We start from the raw sequence: 24063 nt of genomic DNA, 5'->3' as shown, positions 1-24063 counted from the left end.
CCTGTGTGATCAAGAAGTGGGGTTGAGCTGCCCTAGAAGGGCGGCTCGTCCGAGTAGCCGCCGCCGGAGCTTCCGCCCCAGCCGCCACCGCCGCCGCTGCTGCCACCCTGCTGCGGCTGTCCGCCGCCGGCCGGCGCGCTGGAGGCCCACGGGTCGTCGGCGGGAGCACCGCCGCCGGCCTGCTGGCCACCGCTGGGGGCTCCGCCCCAGCCACCGCCGCCGCCCTGCTGCTGACCGGCGCCGCCGTATCCACCCTGACCGCCGCGACCGGTGGTCTTGGTGACCTTGGCCGTGGCGCTCTTGAGGCTGGGGCCGACTTCCTCGACGTCCAGCTCGTAGACCGTGCGCTTGACGCCCTCGCGGTCCTCATAGGACCGCTGCCTCAACCGGCCCTGCACGACGACGCGCATGCCTCGCTGAAGCGACTCCGCGACGTTCTCCGCCGCCTGACGCCAAACCGAGCAGGTCAGGAACAGGCTCTCGCCGTCCTTCCACTCATTGGTCTGACGGTCGAAGGTGCGGGGAGTGGACGCGACACGGAACTTCGCGACGGCCGCACCGGAGGGGGTGAAGCGCAGCTCGGGGTCGTCGACGAGATTGCCGACGACCGTGATGACGGTCTCGCCTGCCATGGATGAACCTCTCGGCGGGGATTGCTGCTGGCTGCTGTGTTGCTACTCGGACCCGATTACCGCTGAGCGAAAGCTCAGTGGGTCTCGGGGCGGAGGACCTTGGTCCGGAGGACCGACTCGTTCAGGTTCATCTGACGGTCGAGCTCCTTGACGACCGCAGGCTCGGCCTGGAGGTCGATGACCGTGTAGATGCCCTCGGGCTTCTTCTTGATCTCGTAAGAGAGACGACGACGGCCCCAGGTGTCGACCTTCTCAACCTTTCCGTTGCCCTCGCGGACGACGGAGAGGAAGTTCTCGATCAGGGGAGAGACAGCGCGCTCCTCCAGATCGGGGTCGAGGATGACCATCACCTCGTAGTGACGCATGTGGAACCCACCTCCTTTGGACTCAGCGGCCACGGTCGTTCCGTGGCAGGAGGGTCGTGATGCGTTAGCAACGGTATCCGCACCCACTGACAATCCCCCTCCGCGAGGAGCGGGAGGGCATGCGGGCACGGCTGACACCGGTGCAGACCGTCCAGAGTACCTGTTGACCTGCTTCCGGTTGAAATCCGGTGGGCAGGGGACGCAATCTGTACACATCGGTGTGTGCGGCGTCACTCGTCGCCGCCTTCCGCCAGGAGGTGCCTCATGGCACAAGCAGTACGACCGAACTCCCCTGTTTCCCTCTTCGCGACCGACGGCAAGCCCCACCCGCTCCAGGACACGCTGATGGCCGTCACGGTCGTCCTGGGCGTGCTGGCCTTCACTACGGCCTGGTTCTACAACCTGCACCTGGTCAGCTCGTGGGCCGGTCTCGCCGGAATCATCACGGGCGCGTACGGCCAGTTCATCTCGGTGACGACACGCGAGCGGTTCCTGCTGATCCTCGGCCTGGGCGCCTCAGCCGTCGGTTTCTTTCTCGGGATGGCCCACGGCGGGCTCTTCGGCGGCGTCGTCGGCTGACCGCCGCGCAGCACCCGACACCACGGATGGCCGTACGACGCTGTGCCGTGCGGCCATCCGGCGCGCTCCTGTGGCCCAGTAGGCTTCGGCACGAGAGCCGGAGCCCCTGACCCCATGGGGACACACCTGCCGAGGAGCGCCCCGCATGAGCCTGACCCTGAGGACCATCAGCCGTGAGCAGCATCTGGCGTACATCCAGAGCCTGCCGTCGGCGAGCCACTGCCAGGTCCCGGCGTGGGCTGACGTCAAGACGGAGTGGCGTTCGGAGAGCCTCGGGTGGTTCGACAAGAGCGGCCAACTCGTGGGTGCCGGTCTCGTTCTCTACCGCCAGCTCCCCAAGGTCAAGCGGTACTTGGCGTACCTGCCCGAGGGCCCGGTGATCAACTGGTACGCGCCCAACCTGGACGACTGGCTGAAGCCGATGCTCGCCCACCTCAAGCAGCAGGGCGCGTTCTCGGTGAAGATGGGGCCCCCCGTCGTCATCCGCCGCTGGGACTCCGCGGCCATCAAGTCCGGCATCCAGGACCCCGATGTGAAGCGCCTGCGCGACGTCGAGGCGACCCACATCGAGGCGCGTGCCTTCGAAGTCGCCGACCGGCTGCGCAAGATGGGCTGGCAGCAGGGTGAGGACGGCGGTGCCGGCTTCGGCGACGTCCAGCCGCGTTACGTCTTTCAGGTGCCGCTGGCCAATCGCTCCCTGGACGACGTCCTCAAGGGCTTCAACCAGCTGTGGCGCCGCAACATCAAGAAGGCCGAGAAGGCCGGCGTCGAGGTCGTTCAGGGCGGCTACGAAGACCTCGCAGAGTGGCAGCGCCTGTACGAGATCACCGCGGTGCGGGACCACTTCCGACCGCGTCCCCTGTCGTACTTCCAGCGCATGTGGACGGTTCTCAACTCCGAGGACCCCAACCGGATGCGGCTCTACTTCGCGCGCCACAACGGCGTGAACCTCTCGGCCGCCACCATGCTCGTCGTCGGCGGGCACGTCTGGTACTCCTACGGCGCGTCCGACAACATCGGCCGCGAGGTGCGCCCCTCGAACGCGATGCAGTGGCGGATGCTCCGCGACGCCTACGCGATGGGTGCGACCGTCTACGACCTGCGCGGCATCTCCGACTCCCTGGACGAGACCGACCACCTCTTCGGTCTGATCCAGTTCAAGGTGGGCACCGGTGGTGAGGCGGCCGAGTACCTCGGCGAGTGGGACTTCCCGCTCAACAAACTGCTCCACAAGGCGCTGGACATGTATATGTCGCGCCGCTGACCGGTTGCGTAACCTCGTTCCTCGAACCTGCGACACATCGCAGCCATCAGAAAGGTCCGGACGGCATGGCGCTCACCCTGTACGTCGACTCCGCTCGCTGGCGGGCGCACCAGAAGTCCGTGATCGATCAGTTCCCGGGCATCGTCCCGGTCTGCAAGGGCAATGGCTACGGCTTCGGCCATGAGCGGCTCGCGGACGAGGTGTCCCGGTACGGCTCGGACATCCTGGCGGTCGGCACCACCTACGAAGCTGCCAAGATCAAGGACTGGTTCAGCGGTGACCTGCTCGTTCTGACGCCGTTCCGGCGCGGTGAGGAGCCGGTGCCGCTGCCCGACCGGGTCATCCGTTCGGTCTCGTCGGTGGACGGCGTGCACGCCTTGGTGGGCGCCCGCGTGGTCATTGAGTGCATGAGCTCGATGAAGCGCCACGGTGTGAAGGAGGAGGAGCTCGGCATGCTCCGCTCCGCCATCGAGGACGTACGGCTCGAAGGTTTCGCGCTGCACCTCCCGCTCGACCGGACCGACGGTTCGGACGCCGTCGAGGAGGTCATTTCGTGGATGGACCGCCTGCGCGCGGCCCGGCTTCCGCTGCACACCATGTTCGTCAGCCACCTGCGCGCCGAGGAGCAGGCCCGGCTGCAGCAGCAGTTCCCGCAGACCCGGTTCCGCGCGCGCATCGGTACGCGGCTCTGGCTCGGTGATCACGAGGCGACCGAGTACCGGGGCTCCGTCCTCGATGTCACCCGGGTCACCAAGGGCGACCGGTTCGGCTACCGCCAGCAGAAGGTGGCCTCCGACGGCTGGCTCGTCGTCGTCGCCGGCGGCACCTCGCACGGAGTGGGTCTTGAGGCCCCGAAGGCCCTGCACGGTGTGATGCCGCGGGCCAAGGGCGTCGCCCGCGCCGGACTCGCCACCGTCAACCGCAACCTGTCGCCCTTCGTCTGGGCGGGCAAGCAGCGCTGGTTCGCCGAGCCGCCGCACATGCAGGTGTCGATCCTTTTCGTGCCGTCGGATTCGCAGGAGCCGCACGTGGGCGACGAGTTGGTGGCCCATCTGCGCCACACGACCACGCAGTTCGACCGTCTCGTCGAGCGCTAGGCCTGCGCCGGGCACGACACGCTTCGGGCCCCTGAGCGACGACAGCCGCCGTCGCTCAGGGGCCCGAGTCCTGTCAACGGCTCCCTAGGATGCGGGGGTTCGTACGCCCCACTCGACCCGCGGCCCCGCGTCGAGCAGGGCCGCGTGGCGTGGGGGATGCGCCGCCTGACCCAGCACGAAGACGTCCTCGGCCCGGTCGAGGACGCCACCCGACGGATCGTCCGAGCCGTCACGCCGTACGACGTCCCGGTCCGGCATCATGATGTCGCGCACCACGACGGCACAGAGATAGAGCGTGGTCAACAGGTGTGCTGCGATGGCCAGTTGGTAGCCCTCGGGCGGCAGGCCCTGATGCTTCTCCCCGCTCATCGTGTAGGCGAGGTACAGCCAGATACCCAGGAAGTACGCCACCTCGCCGGCCTGCCAGATGAGGAAGTCCCGCCAGCGTGGCCTGGCGAGCGCGGCCAGCGGGATCAGCCACAAGACGTACTGCGGTGAGTAGACCTTGTTGGTGATGATGAACGCGGCTACGACCAGGAAGGCCAGCTGCGCGAAGCGCGGTCGGCGTGGCGCGGTGAGCGTGAGCACTGTGATCCCGACGCAGGCGAGCACCATGAGGAGCAGAGCCAGCGTGTTCACCAGGCCCGTGTCCAGGCCCTTGCCCGTACGCTGCGAAATGATCAGCCAGAACGACCCGAAGTCGACGGACCGCTCCTGGCTGAAGGTGTAGAACTTCTTCCACCCCTCGGGCGCGAGCATCATCACCGGCAGGTTGACGATCAGCCAGGCACCGGCGGCTCCCAGTGCCGCGGCGCCGAACTCCCGCCATTTCCCGGCTCGCCAGCACAGGACGAGCAGCGGGCCGAGGATCAGTACGGGGTAGAGCTTCGCGGCGGTCGCCAGGCCGATCAGGATGCCGAAGGCGAGCGGCCGGCTGCGCGACCACATCAGCAGGGCGGCCGCAGTGAGGGCAACGGCGAAGAGGTCCCAGTTGATGGTGGCCGTGAGCGCGAATGCGGGGGCCAGGGCTACCAGGAGGGCGTCCCAGGGGCGACGACGGTGGGTGCGTGCGACACAGACAGCGATGACGGCCGTGCAGACCATCAGCATCCCCGCGTTCGCCATCCAGTACATCTGCTCGCGGTGCTGCATGTCGCCGCCGCCGGGTGTCAGCCAGGAGGCGACCTCCATGAACAGGCCGGTCAGCACCGGGTATTCGAGGTAGTTCATGTCGCCGTTGAGCCGGTCGAAGTACGGCACCAGATGGTCGGAGAACCCACGGAGCGAGTACAGGTGCGGGATGTCCGAGTAGCAGGCGTGCGTGTACTGCGAATTGGCGCCCCGGAACCAGGCCCAGTCGTAGCAGGGCAGCTTCTGAGCCATCCCGAGGGCGAACATCCCGATCGCGACGAGCACCACGATCCTCACCGGTGTGAGCCACCGGTGACCGGGCCTGGCCCATCGGCCGAGCGGGCCACCGATCAGCTGGCTGCCCGCCGCGGCGACCTCGTCCTGTTCCGTGGGGCGCACGACCGGTTCCGCGGAGTCTCCGCGCCGGTCCTTGTACGCACGGGGGCTCGTCTCGCTCGTCATGCCGACATCCTGCCGTACGCCGCTGTGGATACAGGGAGCAGCCGTGTTTCACGTGAAACACAGCTGCTGTTTCACGTGAAACGGGGGTGGTGTTTCACGTGAAACACCACCCCCGCTCCTCCGTCGGCCGATCTAGCCGCCGTTGGTTCCTCCGAACCATCCGCCGGGCCCAGCGCCACCGGTTCCGCCACCCGGCTTGGATCTGCTGGGCGAAGGAGTGGGACTCGGGCCCCCGCCCGTCCCGCCATTCGTCGGTCCTTGATCGGTACCACCCGTGTTGTCGTTGCAGGTCCAGTCCCACCTGCTGCAGGAGCTGCTGGGACTCGGGGACGGGGACATCGACGGGGTGTGGGACGGCTTGATGGACGGGGAGGGCGAGGGTGCGACGCTCGGGGTCGGCACCGGGGTGGGGCTGGGCGACATGCCGCCGCCGTAGACCTTGTCGCCGATCTTCTCCGGGGCGGGGAAGGGCACGGCGGGGGAGTCGCCAAGCGCCTGCTGCATGTAGTCGTGCCAGATGGTCGACGGGAAGGAGGCGCCGTGGATCTTCTCCTGGCCACCCGTCCCGAACATCTCCAGGAACTCGCGCTTTTTACTGGTCTCGTTGTCGTCGAGGCGGTACATGCCGACGGCGGTCGAATACTGCGGGGTGTAGCCGACGAACCACGCCGACCGGTTGCCGTCGGTGGTGCCGGTCTTGCCCGCCACCTGGCGCCCGGCGAGCTTGGCGTTGGTTCCCGTGCCCTTGTCGACCACGGTCTTCAGGACGTCCGTTACGTTGTTGGCCACGGCCGCGGGGAAGGCACTCTTCGCCTGGTCCTCGTGCGTGAAGATCGGGTGCCCGTTCTTCTTCACCTCGGTCACGGAGTACGGGTCGCGCTGGGTACCGCTGGCGGCGAAGGTGGCATAGGCGCCGGCCATCCGGATCGCGCTGGGCGACGACGTACCGATCGAGAACGACGGCACGCTGGAGGAGGCCATGCTGGTCTTGCTGTCGCGCAGTCCCGCCGCCATGGCGGCCTGCTTCACCTTGTCGGTGCCGACGTCCATACCGAGCTGGACGTACGGGGTGTTCACCGACTCCTGCATCGCGTACCGCAGGTCGATGGCGTAGCTCGGCGGGTTGTACGACTCATTTCCGTCGTTGGTCTGCAGCCATTCTTTGCCGTTCTCGTCCTTCCAGACGGTCCCGTCATAGTTCTTGATCTTCAGCCTGTTCTTGCCGCTGTAGATGCTGTCCGGCGAGACGGGCGTGCGGGACGAGTCGTCCTGCGAGGCAGGCTTGTTCGGATCGCGCTTTCCGTACTCCATACCGGCCGCGAGCACGAAGGGTTTGAAGGTCGAGCCGACCTGCGCGCCGGTTTCGTCCGCGTTGTTGGTGAAGTGCTTGGTCGCGTCGTCACCGCCGTAGATGGCCACGATGGCCCCGGTCTTCACATTGACCGAAGCGGCGCCGAACTGGACGAACGTGTCCACGTCCGGCCGCTTCTTGGGGTCGATGTTCTTGTCCCGGACCTTCTTGACCACGCTCTCCATCTCCTGGACCTTCTTTTTGTCGAAGGTCGTGTAGATCTGGTAGCCGCCCTGAGCCAGGTTCATGTCCGGGTTGCTGTTCTTCGCGGACGCCTGGGCGAGGGAGACGAGGTAGCCGATCTGCCCGCTCAGGTTGGCGCTCTTCTTCGGCTTGTCGGGCATGGGGAAGATCCGGTACTTGTCCCGCTCGACCGGGGGCATGTGCTTGTCCTTGACCTCTTGGTCGAGGATCCAGGTCCAGCGTTCGGTGGCGTTCTTGGTGTTCTGCTGCGCGGTGGCCACCGGGTCGATCTCGGGGGCGCCGGCCGGGTCGAAGTAGGTCGCGCCCTTGAGGAGCGAGGCGAGAAACGCGCACTGGCTCGGGTCGAGGTCCTTGGCGTCCTTGCCGTAGTACGTGCGGGCCGCGGCCTGCAGACCGTAGGCTCCGCGACCGTAGTAGGCGGTGTTCAGGTACCCGGCCATGATTTCGCTCTTCTTCCGGGTCGCACCGACCTTGATGGAGATGAAGAGCTCTTTGAACTTGCGGGTGATGGTCTGCGACTGGTCGTTGAGCTGAGCGTTCTTCACATACTGCTGCGTGATGGTCGAACCGCCCTGCGTCTGACCGCCCTTGGCCATGTTCAGCAGGGCGCGGGCGATGCCCTGTGGGTCGACACCGCTGTCGGTCTCAAAGGTCTTGTTCTCCGCCGAGATGACGGCGTACCGCATCGCCGGCGGGATCTGCTCATACGGGATGATCTGGCGGTTGACCTCGCCGCCGGTGGCGACCATCTGCGTCCCGTCGGCCCAGAAGTAGACGTTGTTCTGAGCCTTCGCCGCCTGCGCCACGTCAGGGATGGCCACCATGTAGTAGGCCGCGCCGATGAAGGCGACGAGCAGACCGAAACAGCCCACGCAGGAGGCGCTGACGAGTTTCCAGGACGGAACCCAGCGGCGCCACCCCTGCTTGCCGAAGCGCGGATAGTCGATGAACCGCTTCTTGCCCGGCCGGCCGCCGGAAGCAGTCCGGCGCCCCGGTCCTCTGGGAGGACCCGCCACGTCCGGGGCCCGCCGTCGGCCGCCCCGCTGGGCCCTGCGGGCCTCCGCCCGGCCGCTGTAGGCGGGCTCCTCCTCACGAGGCGCGGACGTCGATCCGTACGAACCGGACGGCGAGTGGGCCGACGAGCCCGGGGAACCGGCCGACGGCCTTGCCCCCCTGCGGCCGGAGGGCTGCTGCGCGGCGCGCCGGGCCGCGGCACGCCCACCGCCTTGGGGCTGCGGCGGTTTGCGACGGTGCTCGCTCATCGAACGACTACTCCTCGGGCAGGCGAGAGCGCCTGAAAACGGCAGCTGAGTTCCTGTCCCCCCGGTGCGCCCGGCCGCCCCGCGAAGGACAACGTCGCGCTGCATCCCGTGTGCCGATGGCGCTGAACACGCCGACGCCCCCTGACGTCACTCGGCACACAGTGGTCTGCATGGCGCACAGACTACGCACGGTCAAAACCTCCTTAGGGCCGAAGTTCACCCCAAATCAGGCAACTTGCTACCTGTGAATCCAGGATGTGACGCCGTTCACCATGGCCCCTCTTGCCGCCGCTGCCGCGCCGCCCCTATCGTGCTGATGTATCGAGTCGATACATCAGCACGGCATAAAGGTCCCCGACAGCCGAGGAGGCGAAGGATGAGCAGGCGCTCCGGCATCCTCGAATTCGCCGTACTCGGCCTGCTCCGCGAGGCCCCGATGCACGGTTATGAGCTGCGCAAACGGCTCAACACCTCGCTGGGGATCTTCCGGGCCTTCAGTTACGGGACCCTCTACCCCTGCCTCAAGACGCTGGTCGCCAACGGCTGGTTGATCGAGGAGCCGGGCAGCGCGCCCGAGGAGGCGCTCGCCGCTTCACTCGCAGGGCGCCGCGCCAAGATCGTCTACCGGTTGACGGCGGAAGGTAAGGAGCACTTCGAGGAGCTGCTCTCTCACACCGGCCCCGACACCTGGGAGGACGAGCACTTCGCCGCCCGTTTCGCCTTCTTCGGCCAGACGGAGCGAGAGGTGCGGATGCGCGTGCTGGAAGGGCGCCGTAGCCGGCTGGAGGAGCGTCTCGAGAAGATGCGCGCCTCCCTGGCCCGCACGCGCGAGCGCCTGGACGACTACACGCTTGAGCTGCAGCGCCACGGCATGGAGTCCGTGGAGCGCGAAGTGCGCTGGCTGAACGAGCTCATCGAGAGCGAGCGGGCGGGAAGGGATCAGCGATCCGGCCCCGCCACCGGCTCCGCTCAGCAGGACCACACATCAGGAGAGACGGGCGGCCTGCCCCGGCACCGGGACAGCACCCGGCCGGATCCGTCCGAGGACACCGCCAACTGAAGAGCCTGCGCACGCAGGACTTCGAAAAGATCGAACAGGGAGCAACCGGAATGGGTTCGGTTCGCGTAGCCATCGTCGGCGTGGGCAACTGCGCCGCCTCGCTGGTGCAGGGCGTCGAGTACTACAAGGACGCCGATCCGGCCGCCAAGGTCCCGGGTCTCATGCACGTCCAGTTCGGCGACTACCACGTCGGTGACGTGGAGTTCGTCGCCGCGTTCGACGTCGACGCCAAGAAGGTCGGCCTCGACCTCTCGGACGCCATCGGCGCCAGCGAGAACAACACCATCAAGATCTGCGACGTCCCCAACAAGGGCGTCACGGTCCAGCGCGGCCACACCCTGGACGGTCTCGGCAAGTACTACCGCATGACCATCGAGGAGTCCCCCGAGGCTCCCGTCGATGTCGTCCAGATCCTCAAGGACAAGCAGGTCGACGTTCTGGTCTGCTACCTGCCGGTCGGCTCCGAGGACGCCGCGAAGTTCTACGCGCAGTGCGCCATCGACGCCAAGGTCGCGTTCGTCAACGCTCTCCCGGTCTTCATCGCCGGTACCAAGGAGTGGGCGGACAAGTTCACCGAGGCGGGCGTCCCGATCGTCGGCGACGACATCAAGTCGCAGGTCGGCGCCACCATCACGCACCGCGTGATGGCCAAGCTGTTCGAGGACCGCGGTGTCCGTCTTGAGCGCACCATGCAGCTCAACGTCGGCGGCAACATGGACTTCAAGAACATGCTGGAGCGCGACCGCCTGGAGTCCAAGAAGATCTCCAAGACGCAGGCCGTCACCTCGCAGATCCCCGACCGCGACATGGGCGAGAAGAACGTCCACATCGGTCCGTCGGACTACGTGGCCTGGCTGGACGACCGCAAGTGGGCGTACGTGCGCCTCGAGGGCCGCGCGTTCGGCGACGTTCCGCTGAACCTCGAGTACAAGCTCGAGGTCTGGGACTCCCCGAACTCCGCGGGTGTCATCATCGACGCCCTGCGTGCCGCGAAGATCGCCAAGGACCGCGGCATCGGCGGACCGATCCTCTCGGCGTCGAGCTACTTCATGAAGTCCCCGCCGGTCCAGTACTTCGACGACGAGGCCTTCGCCAACGTCGAGAAGTTCATCAAGGGCGAGGTCGAGCGCTAGAGCTCACACCCCTGAGGACTGTCCAAGGGTCCCTGTGCGCCAGGTGCGCACAGGGACCTTCGGGTATGTGACGCTTGCTTCCATGCCCGTCGTACGTGACCTACGCGTGCTCCTGCGCCTGAAGCACTTCCGGCATCTGCTGGCGGTGCGGCTGCTGTCCCAAGCGGCGGACGGCGTCTACCAGGTCGCCCTCGCCACGTACGTCGTCTTCTCCCCCGAGAAGCAGGCCTCGCCCGGGGCGATCGCCTCCGCCATGGCGGTTCTGCTCCTTCCGTACTCGCTTGTCGGGCCCTTCGCGGGCGTGCTGCTCGACCGATGGCGCCGCCGGCAGGTCTTCCTCTACGGGAACCTCCTGCGGACGGCGCTGGCCGGCTGTACCGCGCTGCTCGTCCTCGGACACGTTCCCGACTGGCTCTTCTACGCCTCGGCGCTCGCCGTGACGGCCGTCAACCGCTTTGTGCTCGCCGGGCTCTCGGCCTCCTTGCCCCGGGTGGTCGACGACGAGCGGCTCGTGATGGCCAACTCGCTCTCCCCGACTGCCGGAACACTGGCCGCCACGGCCGGCGGCGGGCTCGCCTTCGCCCTGCGTCTCGTGATCGACGCGGATGCCGCGACCGTTGTTCTGGGCGCCGTCCTCTACCTCTGCGCGTCCCTGGCCTCCCTGCGTCTGCCGCCCGGGCTGCTCGGGCCCGACCCCACGATGGTCCGGCCCGGGCTCTCCGCGGTGCTCCGCTCCACGGCACGCGGACTCGCCGACGGCGTACGGCACTTGAACGAGCGCAGGTCCGCCGCGCGGGTACTCACCGCGATGACGCTGATGCGGTTCTGCTACGGCGCGCTGACGGTGATGCTGCTGATGCTCTGCCGCTACGCCTGGACCGACGGATCGGGCGGGGGGACCGATGGGCTCGCTCTGCTCGGGCTCGCCGTGGGCGTCTCGGGAGCCGGCTTCTTCGTGGCGGCCCTCGTCACCCCGTGGGCGGTGGCCCGGCTGGGCCCCTACCGGTGGATCCTGGTGTGCGCCGGCGCCGCGGCGGTCCTCGAACCGGCGCTCGGCCTGCCCTTCGCCCCCGCCCCGATGGTCGTCGCCGCCTTCGTCCTGGGGCTTGTCACGCAAGGCGCGAAGATCACCACGGACACGGTGATCCAGACGACGGTGGATGACGCGTTCCGGGGCCGGATCTTCTCCCTCTATGACGTCTTGTTCAACATGGCGTTCGTCGGTGCGGCCGCCGTCGCCGCCCTCATGCTCCCCGCGGACGGCCGCTCGGTCCCCCTGGTCCTCACGGTGTCCCTGATCTACGCGGGGGTGGCTGTGCTGATGACGCGGTTTTCGCTGGCGCGCGTGTCCTAGGGAGTGGGCCGCAGGCCGGCCGCCGACAAGCGGGGGCGGTGTTTCACGTGAAACACCGTCCCCGCTCAGGCATCGCGCACGTCATGTTTCACGTGAAACATGACGTCAGGCCTGCGCCGCCCACCACTCCTTGAGCGCAGCGACTGCCGCGCCGTGCTCCATGGGGCCGTTCTCCAGCCGCAGTTCCAGCAGGTGCTTGTACGCCTGCCCGATTGCCGGGCCGGGCCCGACCCCCAGGATTTCCATGATCTGGTTGCCGTCGAGGTCGGGACGGATCGAGTCCAGCTCCTCCTGCTGCTGAAGCTCCGCGATCCGCTCCTCCAGGCCGTCGTAGGCCCGTGACAGCGCGGTCGCCTTGCGCTTGTTGCGTGTGGTGCAGTCCGAGCGCGTGAGCTTGTGCAGCCGGTCCAGGAGTGGCCCCGCGTCGCGGACGTACCGCCGCACCGCCGAGTCGGTCCATTCACCTGTGCCATAGCCGTGGAAGCGCAAATGCAGCTCCACGAGCTGCGAGACGTCCTTGATCATGTCGTTCGAGTACTTCAGCGCACTCATCCGCTTCTTGGTCATCTTCGCGCCGACCACTTCGTGGTGGTGGAAGGAGACCCGTCCGTCCGACTCGAACCGTCGTGTTCTCGGCTTTCCGATGTCGTGCAGCAGCGCAGCCAGCCGCAGTACCAGATCCGGCCCGTCCTGCTCCAGGTCGATGGCCTGGTCCAAGACGATCAGTGAGTGCTCGTAGACGTCCTTGTGCCGGTGGTGTTCGTCACTCTCCAGTCGCAGGGCAGGCAGCTCCGGCAGTACGTGGTCGGCGAGCCCGGTGTCGACGAGGAGGCGCAGTCCCTTCTTCGGGTGCGCGGACAGCAGCAGCTTGTTCAGTTCGTCACGGACCCGCTCCGCGGAGACGATCTCGATGCGGCTCGACATGTCCGTCATGGCCGTGACGACCTCGGGAGCCACCTCGAAGTCCAGCTGAGCGGCGAAGCGCGCGGCGCGCATCATCCGCAGCGGATCGTCGGAGAAGGAGTCCTCAGGCGTCCCGGGCGTGCGCAGGACTCGTGCGGCCAGGTCGTCGAGACCGCCGTACGGGTCGACGAATTCCTTCGCGGGCAGGGCCACCGCCATGGCGTTGACGGTGAAGTCGCGGCGCACGAGATCCTGCTCGATCGAGTCGCCGTAGGACACGTCGGGCTTGCGTGAGGTCCGGTCGTACGCCTCGGAGCGGTACGTCGTCACCTCGATGAGATAGCCGTCCTTCTGGCAGCCGACCGTGCCGAAGGCGATCCCGACCTCCCAGACCGCGTCCGCCCAGGGCCGCACGATCTTCAGTACGTCCTCGGGGCGGGCATCGGTGGTGAAGTCCAGGTCGTTGCCGAGCCGTCCGAGCAGCGCGTCCCGGACCGAGCCACCGACCAGGGCGAGCGAGAAGCCCGCCTCCTCGAATCGGACGGCGAGATCGTCAGCGACTGGGGCGACTCGCAGCAGTTCGCTCACCGCGCGGCGCTGCACCTGGCTCAGTGCACTGGGATTGTCTTCATTGGCGTTCGGCACAACAGAAAAGGGTACGTGGCCCGGCCGACCTGGTCGTCACCGTTTATGGCGGCACCCGGTCAGCGCGCGCGGGACGGACCCCGGCCGGCTCGCCCGCCCGGCCGTACGGCACTCTTCCGATCATGTGGAGCAGACCGCGGCACTTCGCCACAGTCCGCATCGTTACCATGCGTGGACGCAGCAACCGAAAGCGACGACATCGAGGGACGGGCGAGCGCGTGGCCGAGGCGGCAGTTTCTCAGGGGACGTTCCCCTCTCCTGCCCGCCGGTGGCTGCGCCGCACGGCGGCGCTGCTCGTCGGCGCCCCGCTGTTCGCCGGCCTCCTGTCCGCAACGGCCACCGCGCCGGCGCATGCGGCCGCAGACCCCGCACCAGGACAGAGCGTGCACGTCTCGCTCGACTCCATGGCCCCGCAGGCCCCCGTCAAGAGCGACACGCTGACGATCTCCGGGACGGTGACCAACACCGGCAAGCAGGCCGTCACCGGCGCTCATGTCGGGCTCCGGGTGGGATCCAAGCTCTCCGGACGCAGCGCGATCGACGAGACGGCCGGCCGCAAGGGCTACGTGCCGGGGGTCGACGCGGGGGAGCTCAGTGACGGTCCCACGGTCAAGTTCGCGCGGTTGGACGCCGGGATCAGCCAGGACTTCACCCTCTCCGTGCCGGTCTCCAAGCTGAGCCTCGGAGAGGACGGGGTGTACCCGCTCGGCGTCTCCGTGTCCGGCCAGACCTCCGGCCGGCAATCCGACCGGGTGCTCGGCATCGAGCACACTTTCCTGCCGTGGCAGCCCGACGCCACCGAGGGGAAGAAGAGCCAGCTCACTTTCTTGTGGCCGCTGATCTCCTCGACCCACCTCACCGCCCAGACGGGGTCGGATGCCCAGCAGACGCCGGTCTTCGCCGACGACTCCCTGGCTCGGGACATCGGGCCCGGCGGCAGGCTGAACCAGATGGTCTCGCTCGGCAAGCAACTGCCGGTGACATGGGTCATCGACCCCGACCTGCTGGCCACCGTCGACGCGATGACCCGCAACTACAAGATCAAGGTCGGGGACAACCTGGTCAACGGCACCGGCCAGGACGTGGCGAAGGCGTGGCTGAGCGCCCTCGAGGCCGCCGTCCAGGGCGAGAAGGTCGTCGCCCTGCCCTTCGCCGACCCCGATCTGGCCTCGCTCGCTCACCACGGCAGGGACGTCCCCGGTTCGCTGGGCCACCTCCAGAGCGCCACCGAGGTCGCGCAGAAGACCATCGACACGATCCTGCACGTGACGCCGTCGGTCGACTACGCCTGGCCCGTGGAGGGCGCCGTCGACCCGTCGATCGTCGATGTGGCCACCTCGGCCGGCGCCCACAACGTGATCGCCCGCAGCGACAGCCTGAGGGACGCTTCCCTGCCGTACGCGCCGACGGCGGTCAGACCGATCGGCGGCGGCGCCAGCGCCATCGTGGCCGACGCCGGGCTCTCCACCGCGTTCCAGGGTGACCTGTCGATGGCCGACGCCTCGACCCTCTCCGTGCAGGACTTCCTCGCGCAGACCCTCGCGATCACGCTCCAGGACACCGAGAAGCAACGCAGCATCGTGGTCGCCCCCCAGCGCATGCCCACCGTCAGCCAGGCGCAGACGATGGCCACCGCGCTGCACGCGCTCGACCCGCAGCACTGGACCCAGCCGCTCGACCTGTCCGGCGCCGCCACGGCCAAACCCGACCCGGGGGCCACCACGCGGGTGCCCGGCACGAGCCTGTACCCCGACGCGCTGCGCCGGCAGGAGCTGCCGGCCGACGCCTTCCAGGACATGCAGGACACCCAGGGCACCCTGGAGAGGTTCAAGGTGATCCTGGCCGCACCCGACCGTGTGGTGACGCCGTTCGGCAACGCCATCAACCGGGAGATGTCGGCGTCCTGGCGCGGCGAAGCGGAGAGCGCGCAAACGTACCGTTCCGGGGTCCAGCTCTATCTGGACGGCCTCGCCAACCAGGTCCATCTGATCCAGAAGTCGACCGCGACCATGTCGGGCCGCAGCGCGACGATCGCCGTCACCGTGCAGAACAAACTGGTGCAGGGCGTCGGCCACCTGGTGCTGCGGATCCAGCCGAAGAGCCCCACCCGACTGCAGCTGGGCGAAGACGGCGCCGCGATCGGCGAACAGCCGGTGAAGGTGGACGGCGACCGCAGCCAGTCGGTGAAGTTCACCGCCATCGCCAACGCCAACGGCCCCGTACCGGTGACGGCGCGGCTCTACACCGAGGACGGCACCCCGTACGGTGACCCGATGGAGTTCACCGTCCAGGTCTCCGAGATCACTCCGACGGTGATGCTGGTCATCGCCGGCGGTGTCCTGCTCCTGGTGCTCGCGGGCATCAGGATGTACACCCATCGCAAGCGCTCCACGGCGCGCGAGGAGCCCGAGGGCGACGGCGGCCCCGGCACTGCGAACGGTTCGGCGGACGCCAATCCCGGGCAGCCGAGTGACCCGACACCGGACACCGGTCCGGAAAGCGGGGCCTCACCCGGCCCGGGTGAGAAAGTGGACCATTGAGCTATGTCGTGGCCGTCGGCCGGGGACGATGAGGTGGGGTAACCATGAACGCGCCGTACGACGGTGACCGTGGGCAGGGCGGCGGCAGTGGCGCCGCGCCCTCCGGGGGCATGCCCCCGGCACCCGCCCAGCAGGGCCAGGTCCCGCCGCCGCAATCCGCGCCCGATCCGTATGTCCAGGACGTCTACGCCTACGACCCGTACCGGTCGCAGGACCTCTCCGCCCAGGACCCGGTGACCGAGGCGCTCTACGACCGCGCGGCGCACCCGCCGCCGCCCCCGGGCACCTACGCCGAGCAGCCGCCGCTCTATCAGCAGCCGACCGCTCAGCAGTACGCGCCCGACCCGCGCATCTGGGCGCAGACCCCGCCGCCGGAGCCGGAGGGGCCCTCGCGCCATCTGCCCTACGGCGACGATGCCCGGACCACGCAGTTCGTGGGCGTCGACGACCTGGTCACGCAGGCGGGTGAGGAACTGCCCGAACAGGACGCCTTCGCCCACCTCTACCGGGACCAAGAACAGGCCGGCCCACCGGTGCCCGCAGGGCCCGAGCCCGTGCCCGCACCGCCCCGCAAGTCGGGCGGCCGGGCGTCCAGCCTGATGAAGTCCAGCGCCGTCATGGCGGCCGGCACCCTGGTGTCCCGGCTCACCGGTTTCGTACGCAGCCTGGTGATCACCGCGGCGCTGGGTGCCGCCCTGCTCGGCGACACATTCACCATCGCCTTGACCCTGCCGACGATGATCTACATCCTCACCGTCGGCGGCGGTCTGAACTCGGTGTTCGTGCCCCAGCTGGTGCGCTCCATGAAGGACGACGAGGACGGCGGCGAGGCCTACGCCAACCGTCTTCTGACGCTCGTCATGGTGGCGCTCGGCACCATCGTCGCCCTGGCGGTCATCGGGGCGCCGCTGCTGATCCAGCTGATGTCGCCCACCATCGGCAACGACGCGGCCGCCAACAGCGTTGCTGTGACGTTCGCCCGCTACTGCCTGCCGACGATCTTCTTCATGGGCGTGCATGTGGTGATGGGGCAGATCCTCAACGCCCGCGGCAAGTTCGGCGCGATGATGTGGACCCCGGTCCTCAACAACATCGTGATGATCTGCACCTTCGGCCTGTTCATCTGGGTCTACGGCACCTCCGCCCAGTCCCACATGGGCGTCCAGACCATCCCGCACGACGGTGTCCGGCTGCTCGGCATCGGCACGCTGCTGGGTCTCGTGGTGCAGGCCCTGGCGATGCTCCCCTACCTCCGCGAGACCGGGTTCCGCTTCCGGCCCCGCTTCGACTGGAAGGGCCACGGGCTCGGCAAGACGGTCAAGCTCGCCAAGTGGACCGTGATGTTCGTGCTCGCCAACCAGGCCGGCGTCATCGTCGTCACCCGGCTCGCCACGGCCGCGGGCAAGCAGTCGGGGCGTGACGGCGCCGGCTTCCTCGCCTACTCCAACGCCCAGCTGATCTGGGGCATGCCGCAGGCCATCATCACCGTCTCGGTCATGGCCGCGCTGCTCCCGCGCATCTCACGTGCCGCGCACGACAACGACGCGGGCGCCGTCCGGGACGACATCTCCCAGGGCCTGCGGAACTCGGCGGTCGCCATCGTGCCGGTCGCGTTCGCCTTCCTGGCGCTCGGCGTCCCCATGTGCACCCTGCTGTACGCCTCCAGCGGCACCCAGGCCGCCCAGTCCATGGGCTTCATCCTGATGGCTTTCGCGCTCGGCCTGATCCCGTACTCGGTGCAGTACGTCGTCCTGCGCGGCTTCTACGCGTACGAGGACACCCGCACGCCGTTCTACAACACGGTCATCGTGGCCGCCGTCAACGCGGCGGTCTCGGCCGCCTGCTACGTAGTGCTGCCCGCCCGATGGGCGGTCGTGGGCATGGCCGCCGCATACGGTCTGGCCTACGCCGTGGGCGTGGGAGTGGCGTGGCGGCGGCTGCGCAACCGGCTGGGCGGCGATCTGGACGGCGCGCACGTCCTGCGTACGTACGCCCGCCTGTGCCTCGCCGCGGTCCCGGCCGCGGTGGTGGGTGGCGCGGTCGGCTTCGGCCTGCTGAAGTTCCTGGGCGAGGGTGCGGGAGGATCGGTCGTGGCACTGGTCGTCGGCGGCGGTGTGCTGATGGGAGTCTTCTTCATCGCGGCCAAGCGCATGCGTATCGAAGAGCTCAACGCCATGGTCGGCATGGTGCGCGGGCGGCTCGGCCGCTGAGAGCGGAGCCAGCGCACAACCATCGCCGGCCACCGCGTGTCGTGCATAGTGCTGGACTGTGGGCACAATTGGCATGACTTTGCATGGCTGGCCAACAGCACGCAACGGATGGGGAGGCAGGAGCGACGGTGGCGGAACGTAGCACGGCTGCCGTCGACGTAGCCGACAACAGCGGTGACACACCGCTGACCGCCAAGGCGGACAAGGCGACGACCGACGGGGTGACGGAGTCCATCGACACGGCAGACACGGCGGAGCAGAGCACGAACGGCACCGGCGGCGAGCGCAAGGCCTCCGAGCCGTCCATCGCGACGCCCGAACTGCACAGCGGTCACAAGCTGGCCAGACGCTACCGCCTCGAGGAGTGCGTCACCCGTCTGGACGGTTTCAGCAGCTGGCGTGCGGTCGATGAGAAGCTCCGCCGTGCGGTCGGTGTCCACCTGCTGCCCGCCGACCACGCGCGGGCCCGCTCCGTCCTCGCCGCGGCCCGCTCCTCCGCGCTCCTCGGCGACCCTCGCTTCGTGCAGGTCCTGGACGCCGTCGAGGAGAACGACCTCGTCTACGTCGTCCACGAGTGGCTCCCGGACGCCACCGAGCTCACCGCCCTCCTGGCGCTCGGCCCGCTGGAGGCACACGACGCGTACCAGATGGTCACCCAGGTCTCCCAGGCCATGGCCGCCGCCCACCGCGAGGGCCTCGCTCACCTCCGCCTCACCCCGAGCGCGGTCCTGCGGACCTCCACCGGGCAGTACCGCATCCGCGGCCTCGCCGTGGCCGCGGCGCTGCGCGGCATCACATCCGACACCCCTCAGCGCACCGACACCGAGGCCATCGGAGCGCTGCTGTACGCCGTGCTCACCCAGCGCTGGCCGTACGAGAGCGACGCGTACGGCCTGCACGGCCTACCCAAGGGCGTCGGCCTGATCGCTCCCGACCAGGTACGCGCCGGTATCCACCGCGGCCTCTCCGAGCTCGCCATGCGGGCGCTGGTCAACGACGGGGCCACCGCCTCCCGTCAGGAACCGCCCTGCACCACCCCGGACGAGCTGGTCAAGGCCATCGGGGAGATGCCGCGCATCAAGCCTCCGGAGCCGGCGTTCACCGCGCCGCCCGAGTATCAGCGCACCACCTACCAGCAGGGAACGTACGGCCGCCCGGCCGCGGGTCCCGGCCCGTCCGTCACCCAGCCCGTCCAGGCTCCGCCCCCGCCGCTCCAGGGCCGCACCGGCAAGGCCCTCAAGTGGGCCGTCTCCGCGCTCCTGATCGCCGCGCTGGGTCTGGGCAGCTGGCAGCTGGCCGATGCTCTGCTCCAGCACGACAAGGGCAGCGGGTCCAACGAGACCGGGAACACCCGGACCACGGACAGCGGCAACGACGGAGACAAGCCGAAGGCGCCCCTGCCGATCAAAATTCAGGGAGCCGAGGAGTACGCGCCGGATGGTTCGCCGCAGAACGCCGCCGATGTGTCGAAGACGTACGACGGCAGCGCCTCCACGTTCTGGCGCACCAAGAGTTTCTACGACGGCCCAGAGCTTGCGCCCACCGTGAAGGCAGGCGTGGGCATCGTCTACGACCTGGGCTCGTCCAAGAACATCTCGACCGCGTCGATACTGTTGCGCTACGGCGGGGATCACACCACCATCACGCTGTACGCCGCCGACTCGCTCACCCCCTCGACTGGGGTGAAGGGGATGAAGAAGATCGCGACTTCGCAGACCAGCGGCGAGAAGATCGATCTCAAGGCAAGCTCGCCCGTCGCCTCGCGTTACGTGCTTCTGTGGATGACCGCGATGCCCGAGGCGGCCGGGGACGGGTACAGCGACCCCGGCCACAAGCAGGGCATCACGGATGTGAAGTTCACCGGCTGACCGGACGGCAGGGGGAGGCTCACCGTTGGACGACGCCACGCTGGGCGACATGAGCGACCAGGATCTCCTGGCGCGTCATGTCGACGGCGACCCCGACGCCTTCGGTGAGATCGTGCGGCGTCACCGCGACCGGTTGTGGGCGGTGGCGCTGCGCACCCTGGGGGACCGCGAGGAGGCCGCCGACGCCGTCCAGGACGCCCTCGTCTCCGCCTACCGGGCCGCCCACACCTTCCGAGGCCAGTCGGCCGTCACCACCTGGCTGCACCGCATCACGGTGAACGCCTGCCTCGACCGGGCCCGCAAGGCGGCCTCCCGCAAGACGTCCCCGGTCGACGACACCGAGCGCCTGGACCAGCTCCTCGAACCGCACGAGTCGGCCGAGGCGCCGGCCGAGCGGCAGGAACTGCACCGCCAGCTCATCGAGGCCCTGGGCACCCTGCCGCCGGACCAGCGCGCCGCCCTCGTCCTCGTCGACATGCAGGGCTATCCCGTTGCCGAGGCCGCCGCCGTGCTCGATGTGCCCACCGGCACGGTGAAGAGCCGTTGTGCCCGCGGCCGCGCACGGCTGTTGCCGCTTCTCACTCATCTGCGCGCGGATACTGCGCATGCCAGGGATAACGGCGAGTCCCGTGGGGGAAGGAACCGGACGCCAGGGACATCCGTCCCACCTGCGTCGGACACGAACGACACAGGACCGAATGACACAGGACCGAGCGATTCGGCTGCCGTGAAGGGCGGAGGTGGGCGCGCGTGACATCCACGACCGGAACAACGGAACACCCGGACGTCTCGGAGATCTCCGAACTCACCGAGGGCCTGTTGCCGCCGGCCCGCACGGCGGACGTACGCCGCCATCTTCAGGGCTGCGCGCTGTGTGCCGATGTACGCGACTCCCTGGAAGAGATCCGCGATCTGCTCGGGACGCTCCCCGGGCCGCCGCGCATGCCCGCCGATGTGGTGGGACGCATCGACGCGGCACTCGCCGCGGAAGCCCTGCTGAACGCCACGGCAACCGAGGACGGACCGCAAGAAACAGCGAGCGTTTCACGTGAAACAACCAGCACGGCCTCCGAGGACGGCTTGGCCGAGACAGCGCGCGTTTCACGTGAAACACCCAAGGCACCCACCCCCTCCGCGTCCGCTGGTTCTTCGACCGCAGTCGGCGCAACCCTGGCCGATCGCCCCGCCGGACATGCCCGTGCGGCCGCCGGTGCGGGTCCCGGCCGCGGCAAGAAGTACCGGCGACGCACTGCCGTCCTCACAGCGGTGATCGGCGCCGCAGCGGTCGGAGCAGGGATCTTCTTCGTGCAGAACCTCCAGTCGCCGGCGCCCAGCCCCCATGCCGGCCACTCCACGTCCGAGCCGTCGCAGTCCGGCGGCACCGTCTACTCCGCGGGCACCCTCGAAGGACGCGTGCAGTCGCTGCTGGCGTCCCAGAGCGGCCAGAGCACGCAGAAGGCGCCCTCGGCACAGATCGCGCCCTCCACGAAGAACGCGCCGAACAGCGAGAAGTCATCGGACAGCGTGCGGTCCGCCGCGAGTATCCCGCCCTGTGTTCAGGCGGGTACCGGACGAGCCGCCGAGACACCACTCGCCACCGAGCAGGGCACCTATGACGGATCCCGGGTGTATCTCGTCGTGCTGCCCGACCAGGACACTCCCGCCAACGTGGAGGCGTACGTCGTCGACGCCTCCTGCGAGAGCGCCGGGCCCTCCGCCCACGGAAAGGTGCTGCTGACCCGCTCCTACCCGCGTCGCTGAGCGCCGCCGGGACGGTACGAGACCCGGGTCTCCGTGCCGCCCGTCCGGCTCGGGAATGCAAGCCCCGTAGGATCCGTTGGGTGGGGTGAGAGTCCTGGACCGGGGCCCCGACAGGCAGTAGGCAGTCCGCAGAGACGAGGAAGAAACCCGTGAGCGACGTCCGTAACGTGATCATCATTGGCTCGGGCCCGGCCGGATACACCGCCGCGCTGTACACCGCACGTGCGTCGCTGAAGCCGCTGGTGTTCGAGGGCGCCGTCACCGCCGGTGGTGCGTTGATGAACACCACCGAGGTGGAGAACTTCCCCGGCTTCCAGGACGGCATCATGGGCCCGGAGCTCATGGACAACATGCGCGGCCAGGCCGAGCGCTTCGGCGCTGAGCTGGTGCCGGACGACGTCGTCGCCGTCGACCTGACGGGTGACATCAAGACCGTCACGGACACCTCGGGCACCGTCCACCGCGCCAAGGCCGTCATCGTCACCACCGGCTCGCAGCACCGCAAGCTGGCTCTGCCCAACGAGGACAAGCTGTCGGGCCGTGGCGTCTCGTGGTGCGCCACGTGTGACGGGTTCTTCTTCAAGGACCAGGACATCGCCGTGGTCGGCGGTGGTGACACCGCGATGGAGGAGGCGACCTTCCTCTCGCGCTTCGCCAAGTCGGTCACGATCGTCCACCGCCGGGACACCCTGCGCGCCTCCAAGGCGATGCAGGAGCGTGCCCTTGCTGACGAGAAGATCAAGTTCGCGTGGGACAGTGAGGTCGCCGAGATCCACGGCGACCAGAAGCTCTCCGGCCTGACGCTGCGCAACACCAAGACGGGCGCGACGTCCGAGCTCGCGGTGACGGGCCTCTTCATCGCCGTCGGCCACGACCCGCGTACCGAGCTCTTCAAGGGCCAGCTCGACCTCGACGAGGAGGGCTACCTGAAGGTCGACGCCCCCTCGACGCGCACCAACCTGACGGGTGTCTTCGGCGCCGGCGACGTCGTCGACCACACCTACCGGCAGGCCATCACGGCGGCCGGCACCGGCTGCTCCGCCGCTCTCGACGCCGAGCGCTTCCTCGCGGCTCTGGCCGACAGCGAGAAGGCCGCAGCCACCGTCTGATCCCCACCCCCAGCTCCTCTCCCTCCCCCAACACCCCTTAGGAGACTGCCGTGGCCGGCACTCTGAAGCACGTGACCGACGCCGACTTCGACGAGGTCGTTCTCAAGAGCGACAAGCCCGTCCTGGTGGACTTCTGGGCCGAGTGGTGCGGCCCGTGCCGCCAGATCGCCCCGTCGCTGGAGGCCATCGCCGCCGAGCACGGCGATCAGATCGAGATCGTCAAGCTCAACATCGACCAGAACCCGACCACCGCCGCCAAGTACGGCGTGATGTCGATCCCGACGCTCAATGTCTACCAGGGCGGCGAGGTCGCCAAGACGATCGTCGGCGCCAAGCCGAAGGCCGCCCTGCTGCGTGAGCTCGACGACTTCATCGCCGAGAAGTAAGTCTCGACGGACACGCTGTTTCACGTGAAACGGGCTCGCTCCCTTGAAGGGGGCGGGCCCGTTTCGCATGCGGCAGAGTCCACAGCGGCACTTTTACAGCGGCCTGAGGACCGGCTCCTTCTGGACCGCACCGAGCAACCGGTCCAGGGCCATTTCGACGTCTTCCTTCCAGGACAACGTCGTGCGCAGTTCGAGGCGCAGCCGCGGGTATCTGGGGTGGGGCCGCACGGTCTTGAATCCGACCGACAGCAGATAGTCGGCCGGCAGCACGCAGGCGGGCTCCTTCCACCGGGCATCTCCGAACGCCTCGATGGCTTTGAAGTTGCGGCGCAGCAGATCCTTGGCGACCGTCTGCACCAGCACCCTCCCCAGCCCCTGCCCCTGATAGCCCGGCATGATCCACCCAGTCATCAGCTGTACGGCGTCGGCGGCCACGGGGCTGGTGGGGAAGGCGGTGGAGCGGGGCACGTAGGCCGGAGGCGCGTACAGCACATAGCCGACCGGGATGTCATCGACGTAGACGACCCGGCCGCAGGAGCCCCATTCCAGGAGCACCCCGGAGATCCAGGCTTCCTTCTCGACTTCGGGACGCCCTGCCTTTATCGCCGCTTCTCCACTGACGGGGTCGAGTTCCCAGAAGACACAGCCGCGGCAGCGTTTGGGGAGGTCCGGAAGGTTGTCCAGCGTGAGCGGTACGAGCCGACGCCCCATGGAGGCTGTTCCTCACTTCCCTCGTCTGCCGCCCCG

General features: G+C 68.5%; 19 protein-coding genes. 13 read left to right on the top strand and 6 right to left on the bottom strand.

Going from position 1 to position 24063, the window contains the following annotated elements; all coding sequences use genetic code 11:
- Window positions 1-32: 32 nt before the first annotated feature.
- Entirely contained in the window at window positions 33-632 is a 600-nt protein-coding gene (locus AB0D31_RS02685; protein WP_362715984.1) for a single-stranded DNA-binding protein, read from the bottom strand.
- A gap of 74 nt (window positions 633-706) precedes the next feature.
- Window positions 707-997, bottom strand: a complete 291-nt coding sequence (rpsF, locus tag AB0D31_RS02680; protein ID WP_067162183.1) for a 30S ribosomal protein S6 — start codon at window positions 995-997, stop codon at window positions 707-709.
- A 264-nt stretch (window positions 998-1261) separates the two neighbouring features.
- On the opposite strand from rpsF, the gene AB0D31_RS02675 reads away from it, so the two are divergent.
- From AB0D31_RS02675 to AB0D31_RS02665, 3 genes are all read left to right on the top strand, one after another.
- Window positions 1262-1576, top strand: a complete 315-nt coding sequence (locus tag AB0D31_RS02675) for a hypothetical protein (RefSeq protein ID WP_328311729.1) — start codon at window positions 1262-1264, stop codon at window positions 1574-1576.
- Window positions 1577-1721: 145 nt separating this feature from the next.
- Entirely contained in the window at window positions 1722-2840 is a 1119-nt protein-coding gene (locus tag AB0D31_RS02670; protein ID WP_362715981.1) for a peptidoglycan bridge formation glycyltransferase FemA/FemB family protein, read from the top strand.
- A gap of 65 nt (window positions 2841-2905) precedes the next feature.
- On the top strand, window positions 2906-3937 hold the full coding sequence (locus tag AB0D31_RS02665) for an alanine racemase (protein ID WP_362715978.1): 1032 nt from the start codon (window positions 2906-2908) through the stop codon (window positions 3935-3937).
- Between the two features lie 84 nt (window positions 3938-4021).
- On the opposite strand, the gene AB0D31_RS02660 is transcribed toward AB0D31_RS02665, so the two are convergent.
- The gene (locus tag AB0D31_RS02660; protein ID WP_362715976.1) at window positions 4022-5530 is read right to left on the bottom strand and encodes a glycosyltransferase 87 family protein; all 1509 of its coding nucleotides are present in this window, start codon (window positions 5528-5530) and stop codon (window positions 4022-4024) included.
- Between the two features lie 132 nt (window positions 5531-5662).
- A complete protein-coding gene (locus AB0D31_RS02655; protein WP_362715973.1) occupies window positions 5663-8347 on the bottom strand; it encodes a transglycosylase domain-containing protein in 2685 nt (894 codons plus the stop codon).
- Window positions 8348-8723: 376 nt separating this feature from the next.
- Between AB0D31_RS02655 and AB0D31_RS02650 the strand changes: the two genes are divergently transcribed.
- The 3 genes from AB0D31_RS02650 to AB0D31_RS02640 all read left to right on the top strand — a co-directional run bounded on the left by AB0D31_RS02650 (window position 8724) and on the right by AB0D31_RS02640 (window position 11894).
- A complete protein-coding gene (locus AB0D31_RS02650) occupies window positions 8724-9407 on the top strand; it encodes a helix-turn-helix transcriptional regulator (protein WP_267058324.1) in 684 nt (227 codons plus the stop codon).
- Between the two features lie 50 nt (window positions 9408-9457).
- The gene (locus tag AB0D31_RS02645) at window positions 9458-10540 is read left to right on the top strand and encodes an inositol-3-phosphate synthase (RefSeq protein ID WP_362715970.1); all 1083 of its coding nucleotides are present in this window, start codon (window positions 9458-9460) and stop codon (window positions 10538-10540) included.
- A gap of 82 nt (window positions 10541-10622) precedes the next feature.
- The gene (locus tag AB0D31_RS02640) at window positions 10623-11894 is read left to right on the top strand and encodes an MFS transporter (RefSeq protein WP_362715967.1); all 1272 of its coding nucleotides are present in this window, start codon (window positions 10623-10625) and stop codon (window positions 11892-11894) included.
- 105 nt (window positions 11895-11999) lie between these two features.
- Here the strand turns inward: AB0D31_RS02640 and AB0D31_RS02635 are convergent, their stop codons facing one another.
- Complete coding sequence (locus AB0D31_RS02635) at window positions 12000-13442, bottom strand: CCA tRNA nucleotidyltransferase (RefSeq protein WP_362715964.1); 1443 nt, start codon at window positions 13440-13442, stop codon at window positions 12000-12002.
- 218 nt (window positions 13443-13660) lie between these two features.
- Here AB0D31_RS02635 and AB0D31_RS02630 point away from each other — a divergent pair, with 218 nt between their 5' ends.
- The 7 genes from AB0D31_RS02630 (at window position 13661) to trxA (ending at window position 23316) form a co-directional block, all read left to right on the top strand.
- Window positions 13661-15982, top strand: a complete 2322-nt coding sequence (locus AB0D31_RS02630) for a DUF6049 family protein (protein WP_362715962.1) — start codon at window positions 13661-13663, stop codon at window positions 15980-15982.
- A 44-nt stretch (window positions 15983-16026) separates the two neighbouring features.
- Window positions 16027-18192 (top strand): murein biosynthesis integral membrane protein MurJ, encoded by a 2166-nt coding sequence (murJ, locus tag AB0D31_RS02625; RefSeq protein ID WP_362715959.1) that lies wholly within the window; start codon window positions 16027-16029, stop codon window positions 18190-18192.
- A gap of 128 nt (window positions 18193-18320) precedes the next feature.
- Window positions 18321-20060: a serine/threonine protein kinase gene (locus AB0D31_RS02620; protein ID WP_362715956.1), complete on the top strand. Its 1740-nt coding sequence runs from the start codon at window positions 18321-18323 to the stop codon at window positions 20058-20060.
- Between the two features lie 25 nt (window positions 20061-20085).
- The gene (gene sigM, locus AB0D31_RS02615) at window positions 20086-20814 is read left to right on the top strand and encodes an RNA polymerase sigma factor SigM (protein ID WP_362715953.1); all 729 of its coding nucleotides are present in this window, start codon (window positions 20086-20088) and stop codon (window positions 20812-20814) included.
- Window positions 20811-21821, top strand: a complete 1011-nt coding sequence (locus AB0D31_RS02610; protein WP_362715951.1) for a hypothetical protein — start codon at window positions 20811-20813, stop codon at window positions 21819-21821. Before sigM ends, AB0D31_RS02610 begins: the two co-directional genes overlap by 4 nt.
- A 149-nt stretch (window positions 21822-21970) precedes the next feature.
- Window positions 21971-22930: a thioredoxin-disulfide reductase gene (gene trxB, locus AB0D31_RS02605; RefSeq protein ID WP_362715948.1), complete on the top strand. Its 960-nt coding sequence runs from the start codon at window positions 21971-21973 to the stop codon at window positions 22928-22930.
- Window positions 22931-22980: 50 nt separating this feature from the next.
- Window positions 22981-23316 (top strand): thioredoxin, encoded by a 336-nt coding sequence (trxA, locus tag AB0D31_RS02600; protein ID WP_362715946.1) that lies wholly within the window; start codon window positions 22981-22983, stop codon window positions 23314-23316.
- Window positions 23317-23409: 93 nt separating this feature from the next.
- Here trxA and AB0D31_RS02595 read toward each other — a convergent pair whose 3' ends face one another.
- Complete coding sequence (locus AB0D31_RS02595; RefSeq protein WP_362715943.1) at window positions 23410-24027, bottom strand: GNAT family N-acetyltransferase; 618 nt, start codon at window positions 24025-24027, stop codon at window positions 23410-23412.
- Window positions 24028-24063: the final 36 nt, after the last annotated feature.

The sequence above is a fragment of the Streptomyces sp. NPDC048361 genome (assembly GCF_040651795.1).
In the GTDB taxonomy this organism is placed as follows: Bacteria; Actinomycetota; Actinomycetes; order Streptomycetales; family Streptomycetaceae; genus Streptomyces.
The sequence above is the reverse complement of the archived record's forward strand: the minus strand, read 5'-3'. Positions and strand labels throughout refer to the sequence as shown.